This window comes from Leptolyngbya sp. Heron Island J (assembly GCF_000482245.1).
Lineage (GTDB): Bacteria > Cyanobacteriota > Cyanobacteriia > Phormidesmidales > Phormidesmidaceae > Leptothoe.
Genome location: NZ_AWNH01000073.1, coordinates 1 through 20,608, shown reverse-complemented (window position 1 = coordinate 20,608; position 20,608 = coordinate 1). Strand labels below are relative to the sequence as shown.

The 20,608-nt window shown below is 48.4% G+C and carries 21 protein-coding genes; 11 read left to right on the top strand and 10 right to left on the bottom strand.

Annotated features, from left to right (window positions below; translation table 11 throughout):
* Positions 1-23: 23 nt before the first annotated feature.
* Positions 24-1,694: an NADP-dependent glyceraldehyde-3-phosphate dehydrogenase gene (locus tag N836_RS60475; RefSeq protein WP_023074551.1), complete on the bottom strand. Its 1,671-nt coding sequence runs from the start codon at positions 1,692-1,694 to the stop codon at positions 24-26.
* A gap of 687 nt (positions 1,695-2,381) precedes the next feature.
* Positions 2,382-3,977, bottom strand: a complete 1,596-nt coding sequence (locus tag N836_RS60470) for a helix-turn-helix domain-containing protein (RefSeq protein ID WP_023074550.1) — start codon at positions 3,975-3,977, stop codon at positions 2,382-2,384.
* Between the two features lie 706 nt (positions 3,978-4,683).
* Here N836_RS60470 and N836_RS60465 point away from each other — a divergent pair.
* From N836_RS60465 to N836_RS60450, 4 genes are read left to right on the top strand one after another with little or no spacing between them, the layout of a single operon-like run.
* The gene (locus tag N836_RS60465; RefSeq protein WP_031293462.1) at positions 4,684-5,160 is read left to right on the top strand and encodes a hypothetical protein; all 477 of its coding nucleotides are present in this window, start codon (positions 4,684-4,686) and stop codon (positions 5,158-5,160) included.
* 3 nt (positions 5,161-5,163) lie between these two features.
* Complete coding sequence (locus N836_RS60460) at positions 5,164-5,565, top strand: ArsC/Spx/MgsR family protein (RefSeq protein WP_023074548.1); 402 nt, start codon at positions 5,164-5,166, stop codon at positions 5,563-5,565.
* 24 nt (positions 5,566-5,589) lie between these two features.
* Entirely contained in the window at positions 5,590-5,907 is a 318-nt protein-coding gene (locus N836_RS60455; RefSeq protein WP_023074547.1) for a hypothetical protein, read from the top strand.
* A 39-nt stretch (positions 5,908-5,946) separates the two neighbouring features.
* Positions 5,947-6,294, top strand: a complete 348-nt coding sequence (locus N836_RS60450; protein ID WP_023074546.1) for a hypothetical protein — start codon at positions 5,947-5,949, stop codon at positions 6,292-6,294.
* 46 nt (positions 6,295-6,340) lie between these two features.
* Here the strand turns inward: N836_RS60450 and N836_RS77160 are convergent, their stop codons facing one another.
* From N836_RS77160 to cysE, 8 genes are all read right to left on the bottom strand, one after another.
* Complete coding sequence (locus N836_RS77160; protein ID WP_023074545.1) at positions 6,341-6,499, bottom strand: hypothetical protein; 159 nt, start codon at positions 6,497-6,499, stop codon at positions 6,341-6,343.
* Entirely contained in the window at positions 6,496-7,122 is a 627-nt protein-coding gene (locus N836_RS60445; RefSeq protein WP_023074544.1) for a (2Fe-2S) ferredoxin domain-containing protein, read from the bottom strand. Before N836_RS60445 ends, N836_RS77160 begins: the two co-directional genes overlap by 4 nt.
* Positions 7,123-7,245: 123 nt before the next feature.
* A complete protein-coding gene (gene nifT / locus N836_RS60440; RefSeq protein WP_031293457.1) occupies positions 7,246-7,449 on the bottom strand; it encodes a putative nitrogen fixation protein NifT in 204 nt (67 codons plus the stop codon).
* Positions 7,450-7,562: 113 nt separating this feature from the next.
* On the bottom strand, positions 7,563-8,705 hold the full coding sequence (gene nifV / locus N836_RS60435) for a homocitrate synthase (RefSeq protein WP_023074542.1): 1,143 nt from the start codon (positions 8,703-8,705) through the stop codon (positions 7,563-7,565).
* Between the two features lie 133 nt (positions 8,706-8,838).
* On the bottom strand, positions 8,839-8,982 hold the full coding sequence (locus N836_RS76665; protein WP_023074541.1) for a hypothetical protein: 144 nt from the start codon (positions 8,980-8,982) through the stop codon (positions 8,839-8,841).
* 39 nt (positions 8,983-9,021) lie between these two features.
* Positions 9,022-9,561 (bottom strand): Dps family protein, encoded by a 540-nt coding sequence (locus N836_RS60430; protein ID WP_023074540.1) that lies wholly within the window; start codon positions 9,559-9,561, stop codon positions 9,022-9,024.
* Between the two features lie 73 nt (positions 9,562-9,634).
* Positions 9,635-9,904 (bottom strand): Asr1405/Asl0597 family protein, encoded by a 270-nt coding sequence (locus N836_RS60425; protein WP_023074539.1) that lies wholly within the window; start codon positions 9,902-9,904, stop codon positions 9,635-9,637.
* Positions 9,897-10,625: a serine O-acetyltransferase gene (cysE, locus tag N836_RS60420; RefSeq protein WP_023074538.1), complete on the bottom strand. Its 729-nt coding sequence runs from the start codon at positions 10,623-10,625 to the stop codon at positions 9,897-9,899. Before cysE ends, N836_RS60425 begins: the two co-directional genes overlap by 8 nt.
* 1,484 nt (positions 10,626-12,109) lie before the next feature.
* On the opposite strand from cysE, the gene nifB reads away from it, so the two are divergent.
* From nifB to nifK, 7 genes are all read left to right on the top strand, one after another.
* On the top strand, positions 12,110-13,498 hold the full coding sequence (gene nifB, locus N836_RS60415; RefSeq protein WP_051394634.1) for a nitrogenase cofactor biosynthesis protein NifB: 1,389 nt from the start codon (positions 12,110-12,112) through the stop codon (positions 13,496-13,498).
* A 104-nt stretch (positions 13,499-13,602) separates the two neighbouring features.
* Positions 13,603-13,995 (top strand): 4Fe-4S dicluster domain-containing protein, encoded by a 393-nt coding sequence (locus tag N836_RS60410; protein ID WP_023074536.1) that lies wholly within the window; start codon positions 13,603-13,605, stop codon positions 13,993-13,995.
* A 58-nt stretch (positions 13,996-14,053) separates the two neighbouring features.
* Positions 14,054-15,247 carry a cysteine desulfurase NifS gene (gene nifS, locus N836_RS60405; RefSeq protein WP_023074535.1) on the top strand — a complete coding sequence of 398 codons (1,194 nt, stop codon included), beginning with the start codon at positions 14,054-14,056 and terminating at the stop codon, positions 15,245-15,247.
* Between the two features lie 60 nt (positions 15,248-15,307).
* Positions 15,308-16,180 carry a Fe-S cluster assembly protein NifU gene (nifU, locus tag N836_RS60400; RefSeq protein ID WP_023074534.1) on the top strand — a complete coding sequence of 291 codons (873 nt, stop codon included), beginning with the start codon at positions 15,308-15,310 and terminating at the stop codon, positions 16,178-16,180.
* A 182-nt stretch (positions 16,181-16,362) separates the two neighbouring features.
* Entirely contained in the window at positions 16,363-17,238 is an 876-nt protein-coding gene (gene nifH, locus N836_RS60395) for a nitrogenase iron protein (protein ID WP_023074533.1), read from the top strand.
* A 108-nt stretch (positions 17,239-17,346) separates the two neighbouring features.
* Positions 17,347-18,795 (top strand): nitrogenase molybdenum-iron protein alpha chain, encoded by a 1,449-nt coding sequence (gene nifD / locus N836_RS60390; protein WP_023074532.1) that lies wholly within the window; start codon positions 17,347-17,349, stop codon positions 18,793-18,795.
* 132 nt (positions 18,796-18,927) lie between these two features.
* Positions 18,928-20,499, top strand: coding sequence for a nitrogenase molybdenum-iron protein subunit beta (nifK, locus tag N836_RS60385; protein WP_023074531.1), 1,572 nt, complete (start codon positions 18,928-18,930; stop codon positions 20,497-20,499).
* Positions 20,500-20,608: the final 109 nt, after the last annotated feature.

Genomic DNA, 20,608 nt, shown 5'->3' with positions numbered 1-20,608 from the left:
CATGCAACGCCCCGATAGATTCATCACAAAATGAAATCGGTGGATAGGAAATTCGATTTTCGTTCTCTGACGATTTCGGTGATGATCGCTTTGTTTAACGGCTGATCTTTAGCCGCCACCAGGGTGCGAATGGAAAATGAGCGCAGGGCATCCGATACGGATAGGGTGCCTACGGCGGAGTCTTTGCGCCCGGTGAAGGGGAATGTGTCTGGACCGCGCTGACACTGGCTGTTGAGGTTCACTCGACAGACCTGGCTGACGAGGGGATCGATCAGATCTGCGATCGCATCCGTATCCTGGCCAAAGATGCTAACCTGTTGCCCATGGTCAGAATTAACAATGTAGTCGATCGGGGTTTCGATATCGTCGTAGGGAACAACGGGGATCACCGGACCAAACTGTTCTTCTGAGTAAAGTCGCATGGCTGGAGTGACCGGATACAGCACGGCAGGATAAAAGATGGACCCATCGACCGTGCCACCCCCTGGATTTATGACACGCGCACCGTGGTGAGCGGCATCATTGACCAGATCGCTAAAATACTCAGGTTTTTGCGCATCGGGCAGTGGTGTAATTGTGACATCCTCATCCCAAGGCATCCCCACGACTAGTTGAGAAACAGCGGCGGCAAATTTTTCTAGAAAGGTATCAACAATTTGCCGATGGACAAAGAGAATTTTTAAGGCTGTACATCGCTGACCATTGTAGGAAAGTGTTCCTAGAATACATTCTTTGACTGTGAGATCTAGATCAGCATTGGGTAGGACAATGCCTGGATTTTTAGCCTCTAATCCATAAATAGTCCGCAGACGGTTGAGCTTAGGATGCTGTTTTTTTAACTTGTTAGCCGCCCGACTTGAGCCAATAAAGGCAAACGCGCTCACCTTACCGGATGTCATTAAAGGGGGTGTGACTACTCGTCCGCTGCCATACACCGTGTTCACAACCCCAGCAGGAAAAGACTCCTGAAAAGCCTCTAGCAGTGGGTTGCAAAATAACACACCCGGACGGGGTAATTTCATAATTACGGTATTGCCCATGATTAAGGCTGGGATCAACAGCGCAAAGGTTTCGTTGAGTGGATAATTGGAAGGGCCCATACATAGAACAACGCCCAACGGTGCCCGACGAATCTGCCCAATCACCCCTTCAGAAATTTCAAAACGAGACGATATTCGATCTAAATTTTTCAGGGCATCGATCGTATCTTCGATATAGCTGACAGTGCGGTCAAACTCTTTTTGTGAGTCTTTACAGGACTTGCCAATTTCCCACATCAGGAGCTTAACCACCTCGTCTCGCTTTTCCTTCATGCGATAGGCAAAATCTTGCATGTGCTCAATCCGCTGAGCCACAGACATGGTCGGCCATGCACCCCGACCTCGATCATAGGCGGCTACTGCTGCGTTTAGCGCTGCTAAAGATTCCTCTTCAGTCAGCAATGGAAAATGCCCCACCGTGGCGGGTACCAGCCCATCCTCTGTTTGGATATGCACTGGAGACAAAACAGTTTCAACCTCACCGTCCCAGTGACGGAGCTCTCCATTAATTAAATACTCACGCTGATTTATCGGTGTTGGCAGCTGAAATTGCTGAGGAATATTCTCGGCAGTTGGAAAAATTGATTTAAACGTATTTTGTTTCTTTTCCGTAGTATTCGGAGTAATTGTTGGCAGAGGGATGGTGCTAATCATGAGCCTAATGGGAATGGTGGTGTGCTAGCTAGGGATAGACAACTCAAAACCGTGTGTTTTCTGTACAGAAAACCTGCAGGTCTGGATGTGGATAGAGCTACCCCCCTTGTCTCACCTACTATGTATACATATCTAGAAGATTGTGCTTTGAAAGGTGCTTCATACCTTGAGTTGGCCCTCACCCCAAACCCCTCTCCCGCAGGGAGAGGGACTTTGATCTGACTCCCCTTCTCCCACGGAGAAGGAGGTGGGGGATGTAGAGCTTTGCTCTTCTCGCAGAGTGGGCTTGAACTCTAGAGCTATTCTCCGACTTATGTATACACGGTAGCTTGTCTAACAAGGGTGGCAGAAAACCCTGATTGCTATAAAGCTATGAAATGATTCAGGTGTGAGGGATGTGGCGACCAGCTCATACTAACGTGTCTGTTCGCCCAACAGAAAGTCAAGCAGACTTCTTATTCTGCTGTTGCTGATTTAGGAGATGAACCAGTCGGTAAAACTCGCCAACCGTCCGAATTTGGAAGATGAGATCATCCTAAGGATCAACAACACCCTATTTTTTATCAGCCTGAAATGTACACACTCTCTACAATCAATTAGGCGAGATTTACGACAAACATTCTGTATCAATTAATACAAAACCTGTTGTTGTTTAATATCGTATTATACCGAATGATTAAGTTTTGTCTAGCCGATATTGAGAGTTTGTTGTAAGCGAGCGTGATCTGCGGCGCTAATATTAAACCGTCCCTTTTCAACATCACGGACCCAACTCTGACTTTTACCGAGATGTTTGGCCAGGTCACGCTGGGTCACGTTCTGACGTTTGCGAGCTGCCTTGATAGCACTCCCAGAAAGGGTGACTACCTCAGCTGGCTGAGACTGTTTTCGCCGTCGTCTAGGAGCACGACGTCGGACGGTTTGCTGCCATTCTTCAGAGAGTTCAAAGCCTGACAGCCGAGCATTGATCAGTCGTTGCCATTTATCTCGCGGGGCTGTATCAGTCAAACTCCGGCTTTGATGGGCATCATTGACCCAAAACTCCAGAGCTTCGTCCACATCGTTGGGAATATCGATCACTTTGGACCAGAGTGGTTGAATCTCAGCCGGATAGGTTTCTGGATCAAATAAGGGTTTGAGACCGTAGTAATAAATTGTTTCTAAATCACTCTCAAATGTTCTGAGCAACCGCTTATGGGCTCCCCGCACCGTGGTAGCCTCCACCAATCGTTCTTCCCCATAGGCAATGCGTAGTAATGTGCGCACGGTGAGTCGATGATCTCCGCCTAACCGTAGTTTGAACAACAGCCATAGCAGCATCCGTACGGCTCCCTCATGCTGTTGCCAATTGCTCATCACTTCACTCAGCAGAGACTGGGGTAAGGTGCCATACTGATAAAATGCCGTTTGGTTACGATAATCGCGCTTATTGAGAAAGTGCTTTGCCCAGATACCGGCACGTAAGGTAAACCCTAAGCCAATGAGATGGCGATCTCCCTGGGCATCGGTTTCAAAGTAATACTCGGTGTTGAGTAGATGCCAGATGGGGTGTTCGTCGAGGCTAAAGGATTTGACTTTTCCCTGACGGGGCCAGTCGAGGGTAACTAACAGCTGACAAGATTGGTACACCAAGTTTTTAATCAGGGTTAGTTTCTCTAGTTTTGTTAAGTCTTTGCGCTTATCTAGACCCAGGTATTGTTCAATGTGCTGATCGTTGAGGACAAAAGAGTCTTCCCAAGGGCCGCTCAGGGTGACAGCATAGGCTGCAAAAATTAGGTGGAGACAGGTGGCACGAATATCAAACTGGGCGATAGCTTTTTGAGCCTGATGTGCTGACATTGGCATCAATGTCTCGCTTTCTGGATCGGCGGCTAGCCGAAATCGCATCTCTCCGCGACCGCGATGTACAGGACGACGGTAGTAATGTTGACCGTCGGTATCAGTTTGCCAGGATAGGTGATGTCGTTGGGCTAAGATGTTGCAGGCTTCCCAAATCACCATAGAAGAGGCGAAGGGGGTGGTTTTACCGCTGAGAAAGATATCTGAGATGGCGGCTGGCAGCAGGCTGCTTTTGTAGCGACCTTTTTTGGGGACTAGGGGAGATAGGGCTCCAACATCACAGGCTTTTGAGCAGAGAGGAACGTCTAACCCTTCGCAATTGTTACAGAGTGTCGGATCAACCCAATAGCCTTCTGAGCCAACTAGGGGTTTTATCGCCCCGGTCGGGCATTGGGGCCGACAGCTATCGCAAATGATACAACCGTCTTTGATAGTGTAAGCCATAAGCACAGTGGACCCATCAACAGCTTGATGGTTAGAAGAATTTCAACGACTTTGGTGATGAGACTTAACGGTTTAAACCGTTTCTCAATCAGATAAATAGGCTAAGTGAACAGATGTTTCCATAGTTTAGAAGATAGGTTGGTGAGAAACATCTGTGCCTCGTAAAAAATGTTTATTAATGTTTCTTAGTAATAACAACTCAGATTCTTGTATTCTATGTCTCCTGATACGGTTTAATATTTTCTTCAAGAAATGACAAAGATTATGTTCAGCATGGACGATCTGGCCCAAGATTATGTTGTTATCATCACGGTTTTCTCAGAGGAATATAGGCAGTTGATTAAATTGTTGCGATGTTGTTGCTAACGATGTAAAAGTCTATCTTCGTTTATATTCTGTTATATAGTGGGGTTTTCCAATTATTGTGACTTTTTCATATTTAGTGTTGAACGATACTGAATGTTGGCTGTAAATCTCTACTAATAGAAAGAAGAGAGTGTGTAATCTCAGTTTTGAGTTCAAATTTGCGATCGCTGATTTATGGGATGAGCCGAGCTGTAACCATTGCTAGTTGACAGTCCTGAACAGTCAAATCCATCCCGAGGAGCAGCAATGTCCAAATTTAATTTAGGGGTCGGTGTCAGTCTCAAGCACCCTTCGGAGTAGTGCACTGATCCTGTGAATAGATGTATGCACATTCAACAGAATGATGACAACAACAGACCCACCGTGGCTCTCCGTCTCTGGCTCTGCTAGGACATGGCTGGTGGCAGCGGCCCAGACCTGGGAGGATACTGACGTTTCTGAGCAGTATATGCAACAGGCCCTGGCTCAACCAGACATTGGTCTGGATGTTTTGGTAAGTGCCTATCGTTATTACTTTTACAAAAATAACAATGTCCTGGCATTGGAGATGGCGTTGACGGTATGCGATCTCATCCAAAAAAACGAACAATGGCCAACCGACTGGGCAAGTCTCAAACCGCTGCTTGCAGACCAGCTTGATCATGAAATGGTTAGACTTTATCTCAGTGCCTATGGTGCTGCCGGATTGCTGCTAGCTCGTCTAGGTGACCTGGAACGTGCCCAGACAATTGCCGATCACGTTAAGCAAATTGACCCTAAAGAATTTGCAGGAGAACTACTGCTCAATATTCTCAATGCACCAGCTGAGGACGATTAAGCCATGGCAACCGTCGACTTTTATGAGAAACCAGGCTGTATCGGTAATGCTAAGCAAAAAGCCTTACTACAAACAGCCGGTCACATTGTGCGGACGCATAATTTACTAACAGAGGCCTGGACCCCGGAGCAACTACGCCCCTTCTTTGGCACGTTACCCGTAAGTCAATGGTTTAACCCTACTGCCCCACCCATTAAGGCCGGTGCGGTTCATCCTGAGCAAGTCAGTGTTGATCAGGCGCTGGCATTGATGGTGAAGCAACCTATTCTAATTCGACGTCCGCTGCTGCGAGTAAAGGATTGTTACGCAGTGGGATTTGATCTGTCTGCAGTAGATGCCTGGATTGGACTAGCCCCCAGCAGCGATCTCACCCAGGATGTTGAGACTTGTCCAAGTAACCTTTGATGAATATAAAGGAGATCTGTGACAATGATAGATTTATCAGTGGCCGATGCTAATATATCGGCGATGGATTTTTTGATGAATGATTTAGAAATTCCGGAGGTAGATCAAGATTTTTTCTCTATTCTTGCAACCCGTGAGACCGGTAGTGACTGGTACGTTGTCGAAATTGGCGTCGAGGGACTGCCTGACAAATGGGTGTTGCAGGTTTTTGATACAGGTCAGTGCGATCCCTGTTATACCTTTACGTCTCCCATGCCCAAAGGAGAAGATGCTGACTTAGAAGAATTTCCCGAACATATCGCTAAAGTAATCACAATGGAGCGCGCTAGCAATGAAACTTAAGATATTCCATAGTTTAATGACTAACATTGAGGAGTGATAATGTCTCATTTTCTTTCATCTGAAGACTTGCCACCAGCGACTATCACAGACCTGGATGCAGAGCTAAAAAGACAGCTAGAAGGATCTATCTGTCAGCATTTTTTTGAAGCGTGTGATGGCTCGACTCAATCTCTGTTGATGGCCTGCCGGTGGACGGTGAAGATGGCTGACGTCGTAACTTTACATATTTATTGTTCTGATCAAGAAAAAAACTGGCGCGTTTTAAATCGTATGGCCATACTGGCCGAATATTTATCTCAGTTTAGTTCTCAAGCCAAAATCAGAGTACATCCACCATCGGATATGGAAACACCCTTTGATATGCGTGTGGATGAACGCTCAGTCTAAGGATACTACTATAGTTAATTAATTCAGTCTAAATTTAAGTCTGCATTTAAGTCTGACAATAACCAACAGCGATTGAAACGGTACTTTGTTCTTTCAGGTATTCGCTATAGTCGGCCAGGTTATCTAATCCCACATAGCTAAGGACAACCTCAGCCACAAACCAGGTCAATAGCTTTATTAGCAGTTGACGGTACTTTATTTTCATAATTCATCTGATATTGAAATCTGCTCAGAGTGACAAAAATGCTGCTCGACTAGGGTAGGTAGACTTTGGAGATTTAGCCGATCGTAGCGGTGTTTGCCTGGCATAATTGTTAGCGTAGGGGCTTTTGAACAGCGCTTTTGACAGCCAGTGTATTGAATCTCGACTTGATCCTGAAGCTGATATTCTTGCAAAATTGTCTCTAAGGTTGAAATGAGTTGACGACCACCTCGTTTTTGGCAACCTGACTTATGACAAATAAGGACCTTAGCATGTTGTTTAGCAGCTGTAGGATGAGCAGTTGCTGCGGTCGGGATTGGTATGATTGGTGGAGCTGCTGCCGGTCTATCGTCCTTGGGAGGGAGCAGGGGAAACACCTGATAAGCTCTCAGCTTAATCACTCCTGTTGTAAAGTTAACCTGGCTACGACCAATGCAGCGGATTTGGTCACCTGGCTGGAACTGATAGTCTTGGATGGTCCCTCGTACTTCTTTAGGCAGCTTAATGACTAACTGCTCTTGCTCGACTTCAAGGACAATGGCTTTTACTTTTTTCTTTTTTTTACTGAGATATCCTAAAAAGATTCCCTCCAGGATAAACATGTGAGGGGGTAGTTGTTTAACCATGGGTCAACCTCCTGGTAAATTGATAAAACTAAAGCTATTGCTGTTCTGGGCTGTCTCAGTCGGTTGATGAAAAACCCATGCAGCGACATTTTGTCACCCTAGTTTGGAACAGCAACGCCAAACTTAATTGATGCGTTTTGCTCTCACTGTTTGTGGAGTTTTGATGGGATTGTCTAGTCCGGTGATCGCCAATTCCCAGCCGTTGGCCAGGGTGAAAACTTGGGCATCGTCAACAGTAGTTTGTTTGACCACTGCTTCTTCCAGGTCTTTTTTGGCGACATAGACCATGAGTTTCCCGGCACGGTCGGTGTGAAGCATAACTTTCATGATGGGGCTTGAGGGTAAGGGAGGTGGAAGACGGAAGGCGTAGAGGTAAGGGCTGGTCTGATGCCAGCCCGTGACTGTAGGAGCTAGCCTTGTGTCTGCTGGGTGCAGAATGATTACGTAATGGCTATGCCGATGTTTTCCTGAGATGCCAGGGTGAGTAGTTCATCAACGGTGAGACTCCGTTTTAGCTGAGTTGAGAGATCGCGGACGGCGTTGAGTAAGCTCTGGCTGTTATTGGCGTCGAGCTGTAGGCCATAGTCCCGTAAGATCTGGCTCAGCAGGTGACGACCGGAGTGTTTGCCGATCACAAATTGCCGCTGTTTGCCCACATCTTTGGGGTCAAAGGGTTCATAGGTGCTGGGGTTGTGTAGCACACCATGGGCGTGAATGCCGGACTCGTGGGCAAAGGTGTTGGCCCCAACGATCGCTTTCCAGGGAGGCACTGGACAATTGACGGTTTTAGCGACAAGGCGCGACAGTTCTAACAGGCGTTCGGTTTGAATTTTGGTTTTGATGCCGTAAATTTGCCGGAGGGCCATGACGACTTCTTCCAGGGCGGCATTGCCGGCTCTTTCGCCCAGACCGTTAACGGTCGTATTGATCGAGCTGGCTCCGGCTCTAATGCCAGCCAGGGCATTGGCGGTTGCTAAACCCAGGTCGTTGTGGGTGTGCATTTCGACGGGGATATCCAGGGCTGTGACTAGCTTTTGGACTTTGTCGAAGGTGGTAAATGGGTCGAGAATACCGACCGTGTCGCAAAAGCGAAAGCGAAATGCGCCCCATTCCTGGGCAAACTGGGCGGCATCGAGCAAAAAGGTCTCGTCAGCACGGGAGCTGTCTTCTCCACCGACGCTTACCTCCAGACCGTGGTCGTGGGCAAAGTTAATGGCATCCCGCAGCTGTTCAAACATTTTGGCCCACTGGCCTTGGAATTTGACTTGAATCTGTATATCTGAAACAGGAATGGAAATGTGAATACGTTTGAGACCGCAGTGGATGGAGGCTTGGATATCGGATAGTATGGCTCGATTCCAGCCCAGTAGCTGAGCGTTGAGACCTAGATTGGCGATCGCACGAATCGATTGGGCTTCATCTCTCCCCATGGCGGGGATGCCAACTTCCAGTTCTTGTACGCCAATGATGTCGAGAAAAGTTGCGATCGCAACTTTCTCTTCTAAACCAAAGGCGACACCTGCAGCTTGTTCACCATCTCTGAGGGTCGTATCGTTGATCAATATCTGGGGTGGAGTTGTCATGGTAGCACCTCCGTGATTATTCAAGAGGGAAGAGGGAAGAAGGAAGAGGGAAGAGGGTGAGAGAGGGCCGTGTTGCGATCTCACCCTCAGACTTGACCTGCTTGGATTAGAGACTATCTGGTTAGAGGGTTTGTCAGGTTAATGACGCATCATCCATTGACTGAGATCGATTGCTGTTAAAGTTTTTACGATCTTCTGCAATGATCTGATTAAGACAATATTGTAACCCCCAGGCAAAGAGAATAAATGGGCCAACCATCATCAGTGTCGTCAACATAAGAGAATTCTCCTTAAATAAAACCTCAGAAATCAGACTCTATTTCAAAAAAGCAAACGTCAGACTGTCGTCAGTTAAAAAGTGTTCTAGGTGAAAGGCACGTTCTTCTGTCTTAAGCAGAATCTGTTCATAAAGATAGCGTGTGGCCCGATCGCCTATACTTTCTGCCTGGGTTGCCAATCGGCGCAGCAGGGCGATGATTGCCTGCTCAGCCGACAGATCATTGGCAATCATCTGTCGGCAGTTATAGGCACCTTCGGATTCTGGTGTAAAACAGCAGAGTTCGGCCAAGGTGGTCAAAGTACCGGCTGGGATGCCTCCTAACCCATTGAGACGCTCAGCAACATCGTGGGCTTCTTCTTGAGTAGCCTCATAGCTTTCTTGAAAATACTCGTGAACAGAATAGAACTCTGCGCCTTCAATGACAAAGTGGTGTTTTTGATATTGCATATAAAGGGCTTGAAAACTGGCATAAACCAGATTCAAACCTTCGCAGACGGTCAGGGTAACCTCCTTTTCAAGACCGACGGGGTTATCGCCGACTTCACCAAAGGCACGGACCAGGGTTTGAGTAGTCATATAGTTTCTCCAAACAAAATTGTAGATGGACAGAATTAGACATACACAGTGAGATCAACAGGAGAAGGGAACGTTAATGCTTGGCAGTGCAGATGACTTGGGTTTGCCAACAACGCTCTAGCCAGCCAATGTTGACCTGACGAGACAGTGTGAATCGTCTGACGACGCTGTGGACCAGCATTAACTCTAAGGCATGGTTAACATGGACTCGTAGGGTGCCATCAGCTGGACAAGCACAAGCAATATGGAGTTCTTGCAAGCGGCGATTGATCGACCAGCGTTCGCCACGGGGTACGATAACAACCTGTCCCCAGGTGGAGACAGTGGGTTCAGGTTTATCCATAGGATTGATACTCCAGGGTTGATAGGGGTTGATAGGTGAGATCTTTTAACTGGGTTTCTAACGCTTCAATACGAGCTATCAGGTGTCGTACGGTGGCAGCTTCAACATCAGGTAGCTGGCCATGTTCCAGGGGGGCTGCTGTTGTATTACATTCACAAACGTTGCGACTGGGAATTCCCACAGCGGTGCAGTCGGTAGGTACACTGCGCAATACAACCGAGCCTGCCCCGATGCGGGCATGGTCACCAATCGTAATGCTACCCAGCACCTTAGCACCACTGCCAATCACGACCCGGCTACCGACGGTGGGATGACGTTTGCCAGTTTCTTTACCGGTGCCCCCCAGAGTAACCCCTTGATAAATCAAGGTGTAGTCGCCCACAGTGGCCGTTTCGCCAATCACAACCCCCATGCCATGATCAATAAAGACACCCTTGCCTAAGGTGGCTCCTGGGTGAATTTCGATGCCTGTAAAAAAGCGGGCCAGGTGAGAAATAAAGCGCGGAAAAAACGGGATGTGGTGCTGTTGTAGCCAGTGAGCTAAACGATGGGCGGTAATAGCATGTAGCCCCGGATAGCAGCACAGTACCTCTAACCAATTGCGGGCAGCTGGGTCTCGCTCAAAAATAATGGCAAAGTCTGCATAACATGGCAGGGACTGGTGTAGTGTGGCCCAGGAGAACAGACGCTGAAGGGAGAAGTGCTGCAAGGATGGTGGCATGGCTCTGGTAGGGCTTTGTTTGTTTGCTTATAGCAGTTGCGTCTTCAGGGATGTGATCGCAACAGCCCAATCCAGATTTACTAGAACTATTACCTTTACACTCAAGTGCTAAACCTATGATGAATCAGGGGTTTAGAATTCTCTTGGGTGCAGGGTATAGGTATTTTGGTAAGCAGGGCTAGGTATTTCTGAACGCAGGTACAAGTATTTTGTACTCAAGGGTAAGCCTTGATTTGCAGTGCTTGGAGCTCTATATATAGAGAAGATAAAAAATGGCGCTCTATGTACTCAAAGTACAATCTTTGACCTTTCAACACATAGTTCCATAATTGAAACTGTAACAAACGATGCAGAACTCTCTCGATTAAATTCAGCAATCCTTAACAACTGTCAAGAGAACGATATTAACTGCAAGGGACAAGCTGACTGCGAAGTTCTATCTTTCATATAGCTATTGGTTTCGATCCTAATTTGCTTTTTACTCTTCCCTCTTTATAGATTTTCCCCATTCAAACTTCTAAGCTTGATGCTGCCCTATACTCACCCCACAATTTCTAAAACGGCAGCTAGCTACCCTAAACTCTCCTATTGATTTTCACATTATTTAATATGAAATGGTAAACTGTGTTACCAAGAATAGGTTAAAACTGAAAACAACGATACAGACACATTTTTTACCAACTTAATGATTCCTTCATTTTTGTATCTAATGTAGCAAAAGCTCCGAATTTGAGTGCTCGAACAAACCGCTACTCAGAAGCACTCAAAATAGCCTGCATCCCTTGCTAGTAGAGGATTATAACTGAGTACAGTAATCATCGAACGGGGGTGGAAAAATACTAGTCCGCCCATTGAGAAATACTAGTACCCCGATCTAGAAAAAAGATTTTTCCCTAGATTTTCAAGGGTTACAGCCAGTGAGTGTAGTGATAATCATCCAATAAATCCTATCGGGGTGATGCTCAAAGCCGTCGCTAGAGCCATTGATATAACTCTTTCATCGCCGAACACCCAATTACTTGGCTGACTTGGTGAAGTCAATAAAACAAACCCAGTAAGAATCTATTGATCTTGTCGGTGCTTTGTTTTTAGATTTCGATAGTTTAGCCAGCTGCGACCAGACTGATTTCAGGGGTATTCACCCGTATTGAGACGTCCTCGTGATCTCACACAGACAAACGAGCACACCTCCACCCATGCACCCTGGAAATAGCTGATTGCTTAAAAGACTGAGTTCCTCGGCGCTCGCACACTCTCTGGTACTGCATTAGCGAGTCTATACTTTGCTTCTCCGATTTAATCGCGTGGAACAACATTCTATATGACCCAGCTAATGCAGCACCACTCTTTTTTATTTCATAACGCCCTCAGAACCATACTCCTTAACCCCTATTAAACCAATGACGCCTCCGCCTCCTACTGCCCTTGCCTCTGCGCCCACGACGACGCCCGAGCTGGACATAACTCTAACCAAAACCAAAACTATGGTCAAGAAGTCTGGCGGCGGCTGTGGCTGTAGCACTAAAAATGATGCCCCTAGCGCTATGAGTGAGTCTTTAAAGGCTCGCATTGAAAAACATCCTTGCTACAGCGAAGAAGCTCACCACCACTATGCCCGTATGCACGTTGCGGTGGCTCCAGCCTGCAATATCCAGTGCAACTACTGTAACCGTAAATATGACTGTGCTAACGAAAGTCGTCCCGGTGTTGTGAGCGAGCTGCTCACCCCCGAAGAAGCAGCCCACAAAGTGTTAGTAGTGGCCGGTAAGATTCCCCAAATGACAGTTTTGGGCATTGCTGGACCTGGCGATCCCTTAGCTAATCCAGAAAAAACCTTCCGCACTTTTGAGCTGATTGCTGACAAAGCACCCGATATTAAACTTTGTCTTTCCACCAATGGTCTGATGCTGCCTGATCATGTTGATCGGATTAAGCAGCTGAATGTGGATCATGTCACGATCACTATTAATATGGTGGACCCGAAAGTAGGGGAGAAAATATATCCCTGGGTTCACTACCGTCGTCGTCGCTATCGTGGCATTGAGGGTGTGAAGATCCTGCACGAGCGTCAGATGGAAGGTCTACAGGCGCTGCAGGAAGCCGATATCCTCTGTAAGGTAAACTCGGTGCTGATTCCTGGTATCAACGATGAGCACCTGCCAGAGGTGAATAAGGCAATTCGCGATCGCGGCGCGTTTCTCCATAACATTATGCCCCTGATTTCTGCCCCAGAGCATGGCACTTACTTTGGGCTCAACGGTCAGCGGGGTCCAAATCCTAAAGAACTTAAGACTGTTCAAGATAAGTGTTCCGGCAACATGAAAATGATGCGCCACTGCCGTCAGTGCCGGGCCGATGCTGTCGGTCTGCTGGGTGAAGACCGTAGTCAGGAATTCACTAAAGAGAAGTTTATGGATATGTCGGCGGACTACAGTTTGGAAAAACGTCAGGCAGTTCATCTGGGCATTGAGCAAACCAAAGCCGCTGTAGCGGAGAAAAAACAGGCATCTGTCAATAAGCGTCGAACTGAGTCTCCTAAAGTCCTGGTTGCGGTTGCGACTAAGGGTGGAGGACTCGTCAATCAACACTTTGGCCATGCCAAAGAATTCATGATTTATGAAGTCGACGCCACGGAAGCCAAGTTTGTTGGTCATCGTAAAGTTGCCGATTATTGCCAGGGTGGCTACGGCGAAGAGGCAGCCCTAGAAGGCATCATCAATACGATTATCGACTGTAAGGCTCTACTGACCGCCAAAGTCGGTCCCTGCCCTCAAAAGGCCTTACAAAAAGCCGGGCTGACCGTCATTGAAGCCTATGACGTGATTGAAACTGTTGCACGACGTTTTTATGACGAACATGTTTTAGAGAGATAGAAGAAATGGAGATATAGAAAAGAGGGAGATTTGTCATTTTTTTCCTCTAACTCTCCTCTCTCCTTTGCTCTCTCTGTCCTAACCCTAACAGCGAGGCCCATACCATGACTTACACCATCACTAATGACTGTATCTCCTGTCAGCGCTGTCTCTCTAGCTGCCCAACCAATGCTATTGAGACCGATGGGTCCACATTCTGGATAGATGTGAATCGCTGTAACCAGTGTCAAGGCTCTCATGGCGTCGCTCAATGCTGGTCTGTGTGCCCAACGAATGAAGGCTGTGTGCCTTTATCCACCGCAACCACAGCTGTCGCTCTGAATGCTGAGACAACAACAGATTACTGGCATGTTTGGTTTACCAACTATAGCCACATGATCGCGCGGCTTAAAGCCTCACAGCAGCCTAGATACTGGCGGCAGTGGTTTGATCGGTATTCCCAATCCTTACAAAGCTTGAGAGCCCAGGCTGACACAAATGTACCGTTAATGCCGTAGTGTCCGCCCTGATTCTTTTTATTGTCCTTTATTGTTTATTGATCGCGGAGATGAGGTAATGGTCATTTATTTAGATAACAATGCGACCACGCGGGTTGATCCCGATGTTCTGGATGCAATGCTGCCCTATTTGAGCGACCTCTACGGTAATCCATCATCAATGCATAGCTTTGGAGGACAGGTTGGTGCTGCCATTCAGGATGCTAGAGTGCGGGTGGCTGAGCTACTAGGAGCAGAAGATACTGAGATTATCTTTACTAGCTGCGGCAGTGAAGGCAACAATACGGCCATCCATGCGGCCCTGGCGGCCCAACCCGAGAAACGTCATATTGTCACTACTGCTGTCGAACATCCGGCCATTCTCAATGTATGTAAGCATCTGGAGAAAAAAGGCTATACCGTTACCTATTTATCAGTGGACCGACGCGGTCAGCTTGATCTAATGGAAGTGGAAGCCGCCATGACTGGCGGCACGGCACTGGTCACCACCATGTATGCCAACAATGAGACTGGTGTGATTTTTCCGATAGAACAGATTGGCGCGATCGCAAAAGAATGCGGTGCCACTTTCCACGTGGATGCCGTCCAGGCCGTCGGCAAATTACCCATTGATCTAAAAAACAGCACCATTGACCTGCTCACCCTCTCTGGACACAAGCTCCATGCCCCTAAAGGAGTGGGCGCTTTATATGTTCGTCGTGGTTTCCGCTTCCGTCCTTTCTTGTTGGGTGGACACCAAGAGCGCGGACGGCGGGCTGGCACCCACAATGTGCCTGGTATTATTGCCCTGGGTAAAGCCGCCGCAGTGGCCCGTGAACATCTCGCTGCTGTCGAGCGGGAGCGTCAGCTACGGGACCAGCTAGAAACCCAACTGCTGGAGTTAATCCCCGATTGCGAAGTGAATGGCGGCGGCACCCCACGTCTGCCTAACACCACCAACATTGGTTTCAAATATATTGAAGGCGAAGCCATTCTGTTTATGCTGAATCAGCATAGTATCTGCGCTTCCTCGGGGTCTGCCTGCACCTCCGGTTCTCTGGACCCCTCCCATGTTCTCACCGCCATGGGACTCCCCTACACTATTCTCCACGGCTCAATTCGCTTTAGCTTATCGCGATTCACCACTGCAGAAGATATCCAACAGGTTGTCAATGTCATGCCTGGCATTGTGGAAAAATTGCGGGCGATTTCACCCTTTAACAACGACGAGGCGGATTGGTTACAGGGCCGCGATTTGGTCCATAGCGCATAGGGCCGGTACAAGACCAGCCCCTACCTCTCTCTTCTTGCTCCTTTACCTCCAGAAACTACCATGTGGGACTATTCCGAAAAGGTACTTGAACTGTTTTATAACCCGATTAATCAGGGTGCGATCGCAGATGCAAACGAACCCGATGTGGCTGTTGTCTATGGTGAAGTGGGTAGCATTGCCTGCGGTGATGCTCTGAGACTACACCTGAAGATCCAGGAATCAACAGAGACCATTCTGGATTCACAGTTTCAGACATTTGGCTGTACCAGTGCGATCGCATCCTCCTCTGCTCTCACTGAAATTATCAAAGGCAAGACCCTTGATCAGGCCCTGAAGATCACCAATAAAGATATTGCTGACTTTCTGGGTGGTTTACCCGAAGCCAAAATGCACTGTTCTGTGATGGGGCAAGAAGCTATGGAAGCGGCCATCTACAAATATCGCGGTATTGAAGTAGAGCACCACGACGATGATGACGGCACATTAATCTGTTCCTGCTTTGGTATCACCGAGCCTCGCGTCCGACGTGTGATTATCGAAAACGATCTGACTACCGTTGAACAAGTCACCAACTATGTCAAAGCTGGCGGCGGCTGTGGCTCTTGCCTAGCCGGTATTGAAGATATCTTAATCGAGGTTCAGCGGGATAGAACATCGACAGCCGCCAGAGTAGAAGCAGAAGTCTCTGCTATACTCCTCACCCCCATGCAAAAGATCAATCGGATTCAACAAGTCCTGACCGAAGAAGTGCGCCCCATGCTCATGGCTGACGGCGGTGATGTTGAACTTTACGATGTCAGCGGCGATGTGGTGCAAGTGCAGCTCAAGGGTGCCTGTGGTTCTTGTGATAGCAGTACTGCCACCCTCAAAGGTGCAATTGAAACTCGGTTACAGGCCCAGGTTTCACCTGAATTAACCGTTGTCGCTGTATAAGCCATCTGTAATTTTCTCTCTTTAATCCTATGAGATTCTATCACCACACGCCAGTAGTCGAGCGTTCCCCACCGTCAGCAATCAGCGATCAGAGCCTCTGACCGACCCTCGACAGCCTGAACTGCTCTGGATCACCAAGTCTATATCCAGCGTTTGCTAACAATTTAAGGAGAATCTAATCCATGAGACAGATTGCATTTTACGGAAAAGGCGGTATCGGTAAATCCACCACTTCCCAAAACACCTTGGCCGCCATGGCTGAGCAAGGCCAACGCATCATGATTGTGGGCTGTGACCCGAAAGCAGATTCCACCCGTTTGATGCTTCACAGTAAAGCCCAAACCACTATCTTGCACCTGGCAGCTGAGCGCGGTGCCGTTGAAGACTTAGAATTAGATGAAGTTCTGCTCGAAGGTTATCGCGGCGTTAAGTGCGTTGAGTCGGGTGGTCCTGAGCCGGGTGTTGGCTGTGCGGGTCGAGGTATTATCACTGCCATCAACTTCTTAGAAGAAGAAGGGGCTTACGAAGATCTCGACTTTGTTTCCTATGATGTACTAGGAGACGTGGTCTGTGGTGGTTTTGCAATGCCGATTCGGGAAGGTAAAGCTCAGGAAATCTACATTGTTGTCTCCGGTGAAATGATGGCCATGTATGCGGCCAACAACATTGCCCGAGGCGTTCTGAAGTATGCCCACTCCGGTGGTGTGCGATTGGGCGGCCTGATTTGCAACAGCCGGAACACGGACCGAGAAGTTGAGCTGATTGAAGCTCTAGCAGACAAGCTGAATACTCAAATGATTCACTTTGTCCCCCGTGACAACGTAGTACAGCACGCTGAACTCCGTCGGATGACTGTGAATGAGTATGCACCGCAGAGCAATCAGGCTAATGAGTATGCTCAACTTGCCGATAAGATCATCAATAACAAGAAGCTGACTATTCCTACGCCCATTAGCATGGACGAACTGGAAGAACTCTTGATTGAATTCGGCATCCTAGATAGTGATGAAAAGTATCAAGAAGCGTTAGCCTCTGATCCTGCTGTCGCCACCGTCTAGCAAGCTCGCTGGTGGGTGAACTTCTAGTCCTTAAACACTGACGAGATCTTCACCCCCGGCGTTGCCCACTCGCTTCACCTTATTCTCCAAGCTAAATGAGAGGACACCATGGCCACCGTAGAAGATCGAAAAGAGCTGATCCAGGAGGTACTGAATGCCTATCCTGAGAAAGCCCAAAAGAGACGTTCCAAGCACCTGAATGTCAAAGAAGAAGGCGCTTCTGACTGCGGCGTTAAATCTAACAAAAAATCTGTTCCCGGCGTCATGACAACTCGTGGCTGCGCCTATGCAGGGGCCAAAGGGGTGGTCTGGGGACCTGTCAAAGATATGATTCACCTGAGTCATGGGCCAGTGGGCTGTGGCTACTATTCCTGGTCTGGCCGCCGTAACTACTATGTGGGCACCACTGGTGTGGACACCTTTGGCACCATGCAGTTCACTTCCGATTTCCAAGAGCGGGATATTGTCTTTGGCGGTGATAAAAAACTGGCCAAAATCGTCGATGAACTAGAAGAACTGTTTCCCCTGAGTCAGGGCACCACAATTGAATCGGAATGTCCTGTAGGGTTGATTGGAGATGATATTGAAGCTGTTGCCAGACAGAAGGCTAAAGAGACTGGCAAACCCGTTGTTCCTGTCCGCTGTGAAGGATTCCGAGGAGTTTCCCAATCCTTAGGTCACCACATTGCTAACGATACCGTACGCGACTGGGTACTGCCCAAGGCCGACGAGTATCGCAAGCTCCCCGAAGGTTATGAGCCCGGTGCCTATGATGTCAACATCATTGGTGACTATAACATTGGTGGAGATGCCTGGCCTAGCCGCCGCTTGCTAGAGGCGATTGGCCTCCGTGTTATTTGCCAATTCTCAGGGGATGGCACCTTTAACGAAGTGGTGATGACGCCCCTAGCCAAGATGAATCTGATCCACTGCTATCGGTCGATGAACTACATCTGCCGGTTTATGGAAGAGAAGTATGGTATTGGCTGGATGGAATACAATTTCTTTGGTCCCACCCAGATTGCCAAGTCTCTGCGTAAGATTGCAGAACAGTTTGATGAGACCATTCAGACCAAAGCTGAAGCGGTGATTGCCGAGCATCAGGAACGCATGGATGCCATTGTTGCCAAGTATCGCCCCCGGTTAGAAGGCAAGACAGTGATGATGATGGTGGGTGGTTTACGTCCCCGTCACGTGATCCCTGCTTTTGAAGACCTGGGTATGAACGTGATCGGTACTGGCTATGAGTTTGGTCATGGTGATGACTACAAGCGCACCGCCGACTATGTGAAAGAAGGCACAGTCATCTATGACGACGTCAGCGGCTACGAGTTTGAAGAACTGGCCAAACAGCTACAGCCAGACTTAATTGCGGCTGGTATTAAAGAGAAGTATGTCTTCCAGAAGATGGCGCTACCTTTCCGGCAGATGCACTCCTGGGATTATTCCGGTCCTTACCACGGCTATGAAGGCTTTGAAGTCTTTGCCCGCGACATGGATTTGGCCATTAACAATCCTACCTGGGGGCTGATTAATGCACCCTGGCAAACAGCATAACAATCCAGAAGACCATAGGGGAGGATGAGGGATGAAGGATGAGGGATGAGTCTAAATTTCGCCCTCCGCCCTCCGCCTTTTTTCCCTTCTCCCTTTCCCCCGCACCCCCCTCCCGCAATCAAGGAGACCACCATGACTGAGAACAATGCTCCCCAAGTGCCGGAAACCGCTCCAGACCCCGGCAAGATAAAAGATCACTTTGATCTATTTCAAGAAGATACCTACCAGGATATATTCGAATACAAGCGTCAGTTTGAAGGTGCCCACAGCCGTGAAAAAGTGGCTGAGGTAGCTGAATGGACCAAGTCCTGGGACTATCGCGAAAAGAACTTTGAGCGCACAGCCCTGACCATTAATCCGGCTAAAGCTTGTCAGCCCTTAGGCGCACTATTCGTGGCGTCTGGATTTGAAGGCACCTTGCCCTATAGCCACGGGTCCCAAGGTTGTGTGGCCTACTTCCGCACCCATCTTACCCGTAATTATAAAGAGCCCTTCCAGGCCGTGTCGTCTTCTATGACTGAGGATGCAGCGGTATTTGGGGGACTGAACAACTTGAAGCAGGGTCTGGAGAATTCCTTCGAACTCTATAAGCCCAAAATGATTGCCCTCTGTACTACCTGTATGGCAGAAGTAATCGGCGATGACTTGGGGGCGTTTATCACCACCTCGAAGCAAGAAGGGCATATTCCAGAGGACCTGCCAGTGCCCTACGCTCACACTCCTAGCTTTGTGGGCTCTCATATCACCGGCTATGACAATATGCTCAAGGGCATATTGGACACCTTAACCGCTAATAAGGAGAAGACAGAGGCCACAAACGGTAAGTTCAACTTTAATCTGGGCTTTGACCCTTATATTGGCAATATCCGTGAGCTGAAGCGGATATTGGGACTGTTTGGCATCGACTACACCATTCTCTCGGATAACTCGGACACCTTTGATTCTCCCAATACAGGCGAGTTTAAGATGTATAACGGGTTGACCACATTAGAAGAGACGGCGGACTCGGTTAATGCTGAGGGTACATTCTTCTTCCAGAAGTACACCACTCCCAAGACCCAGGAGTACCTTGTCAAGGAATGGGATCAAAAGACCTATAATTTCCGGCCTTTTGGCATCAAAGGGACTGATGAATTCCTGATGGCGCTCTCTGCAATTACGGGCAAAGCCATTCCCCTAGAACTCCAGCAGGAGAGGGGTCGGGCTGTGGATGCTCTAACCGACTCTCAAGCCTGGATTCACGGTAAGCGCATCGCTCTCTACGGCGATCCGGACCATGTGTTTGGCATTACCCAGTTTCTGTTGGAAATGGGTGCGGAGCCGGTACATATCGTTGTTACTAACTCCAACAATGATTTTGAGGCTGAACTGCGTGAAGTGCTGACCAACAGTCCCTATGGTCAAGAGGCGACGGTGTGGGGTAAGAAGGATCTGTGGCATTTGCGATCGCTAATGTTCACCGAGCCTGTTGACCTACTGATCGGCAACTCCTACGGCAAGTACCTGTGGCGCGACACCGGCACTCCCCTAGTACGCATCGGCTATCCTATCTTTGATCGTCACCACATGCACCGCTATGCCACCCTTGGCTACCAGGGTGCCATCAACCAGTTCAACTGGATCATCAACACGGTTCTAGATGACCTGGACCACAAGACCAATGTGCCCGCCAAGACGGATATCTCCTTTGATCTGATTCGTTAAAGGCGAATGGGTGGATGGGAAGACAGAAGGAGTGGATGAGTCGATGGGTGAGCCCACAACCCCTAACCCGCTACCCCCTCTTCCCTCCTCCCTCCTCCCTCCTCCCTCC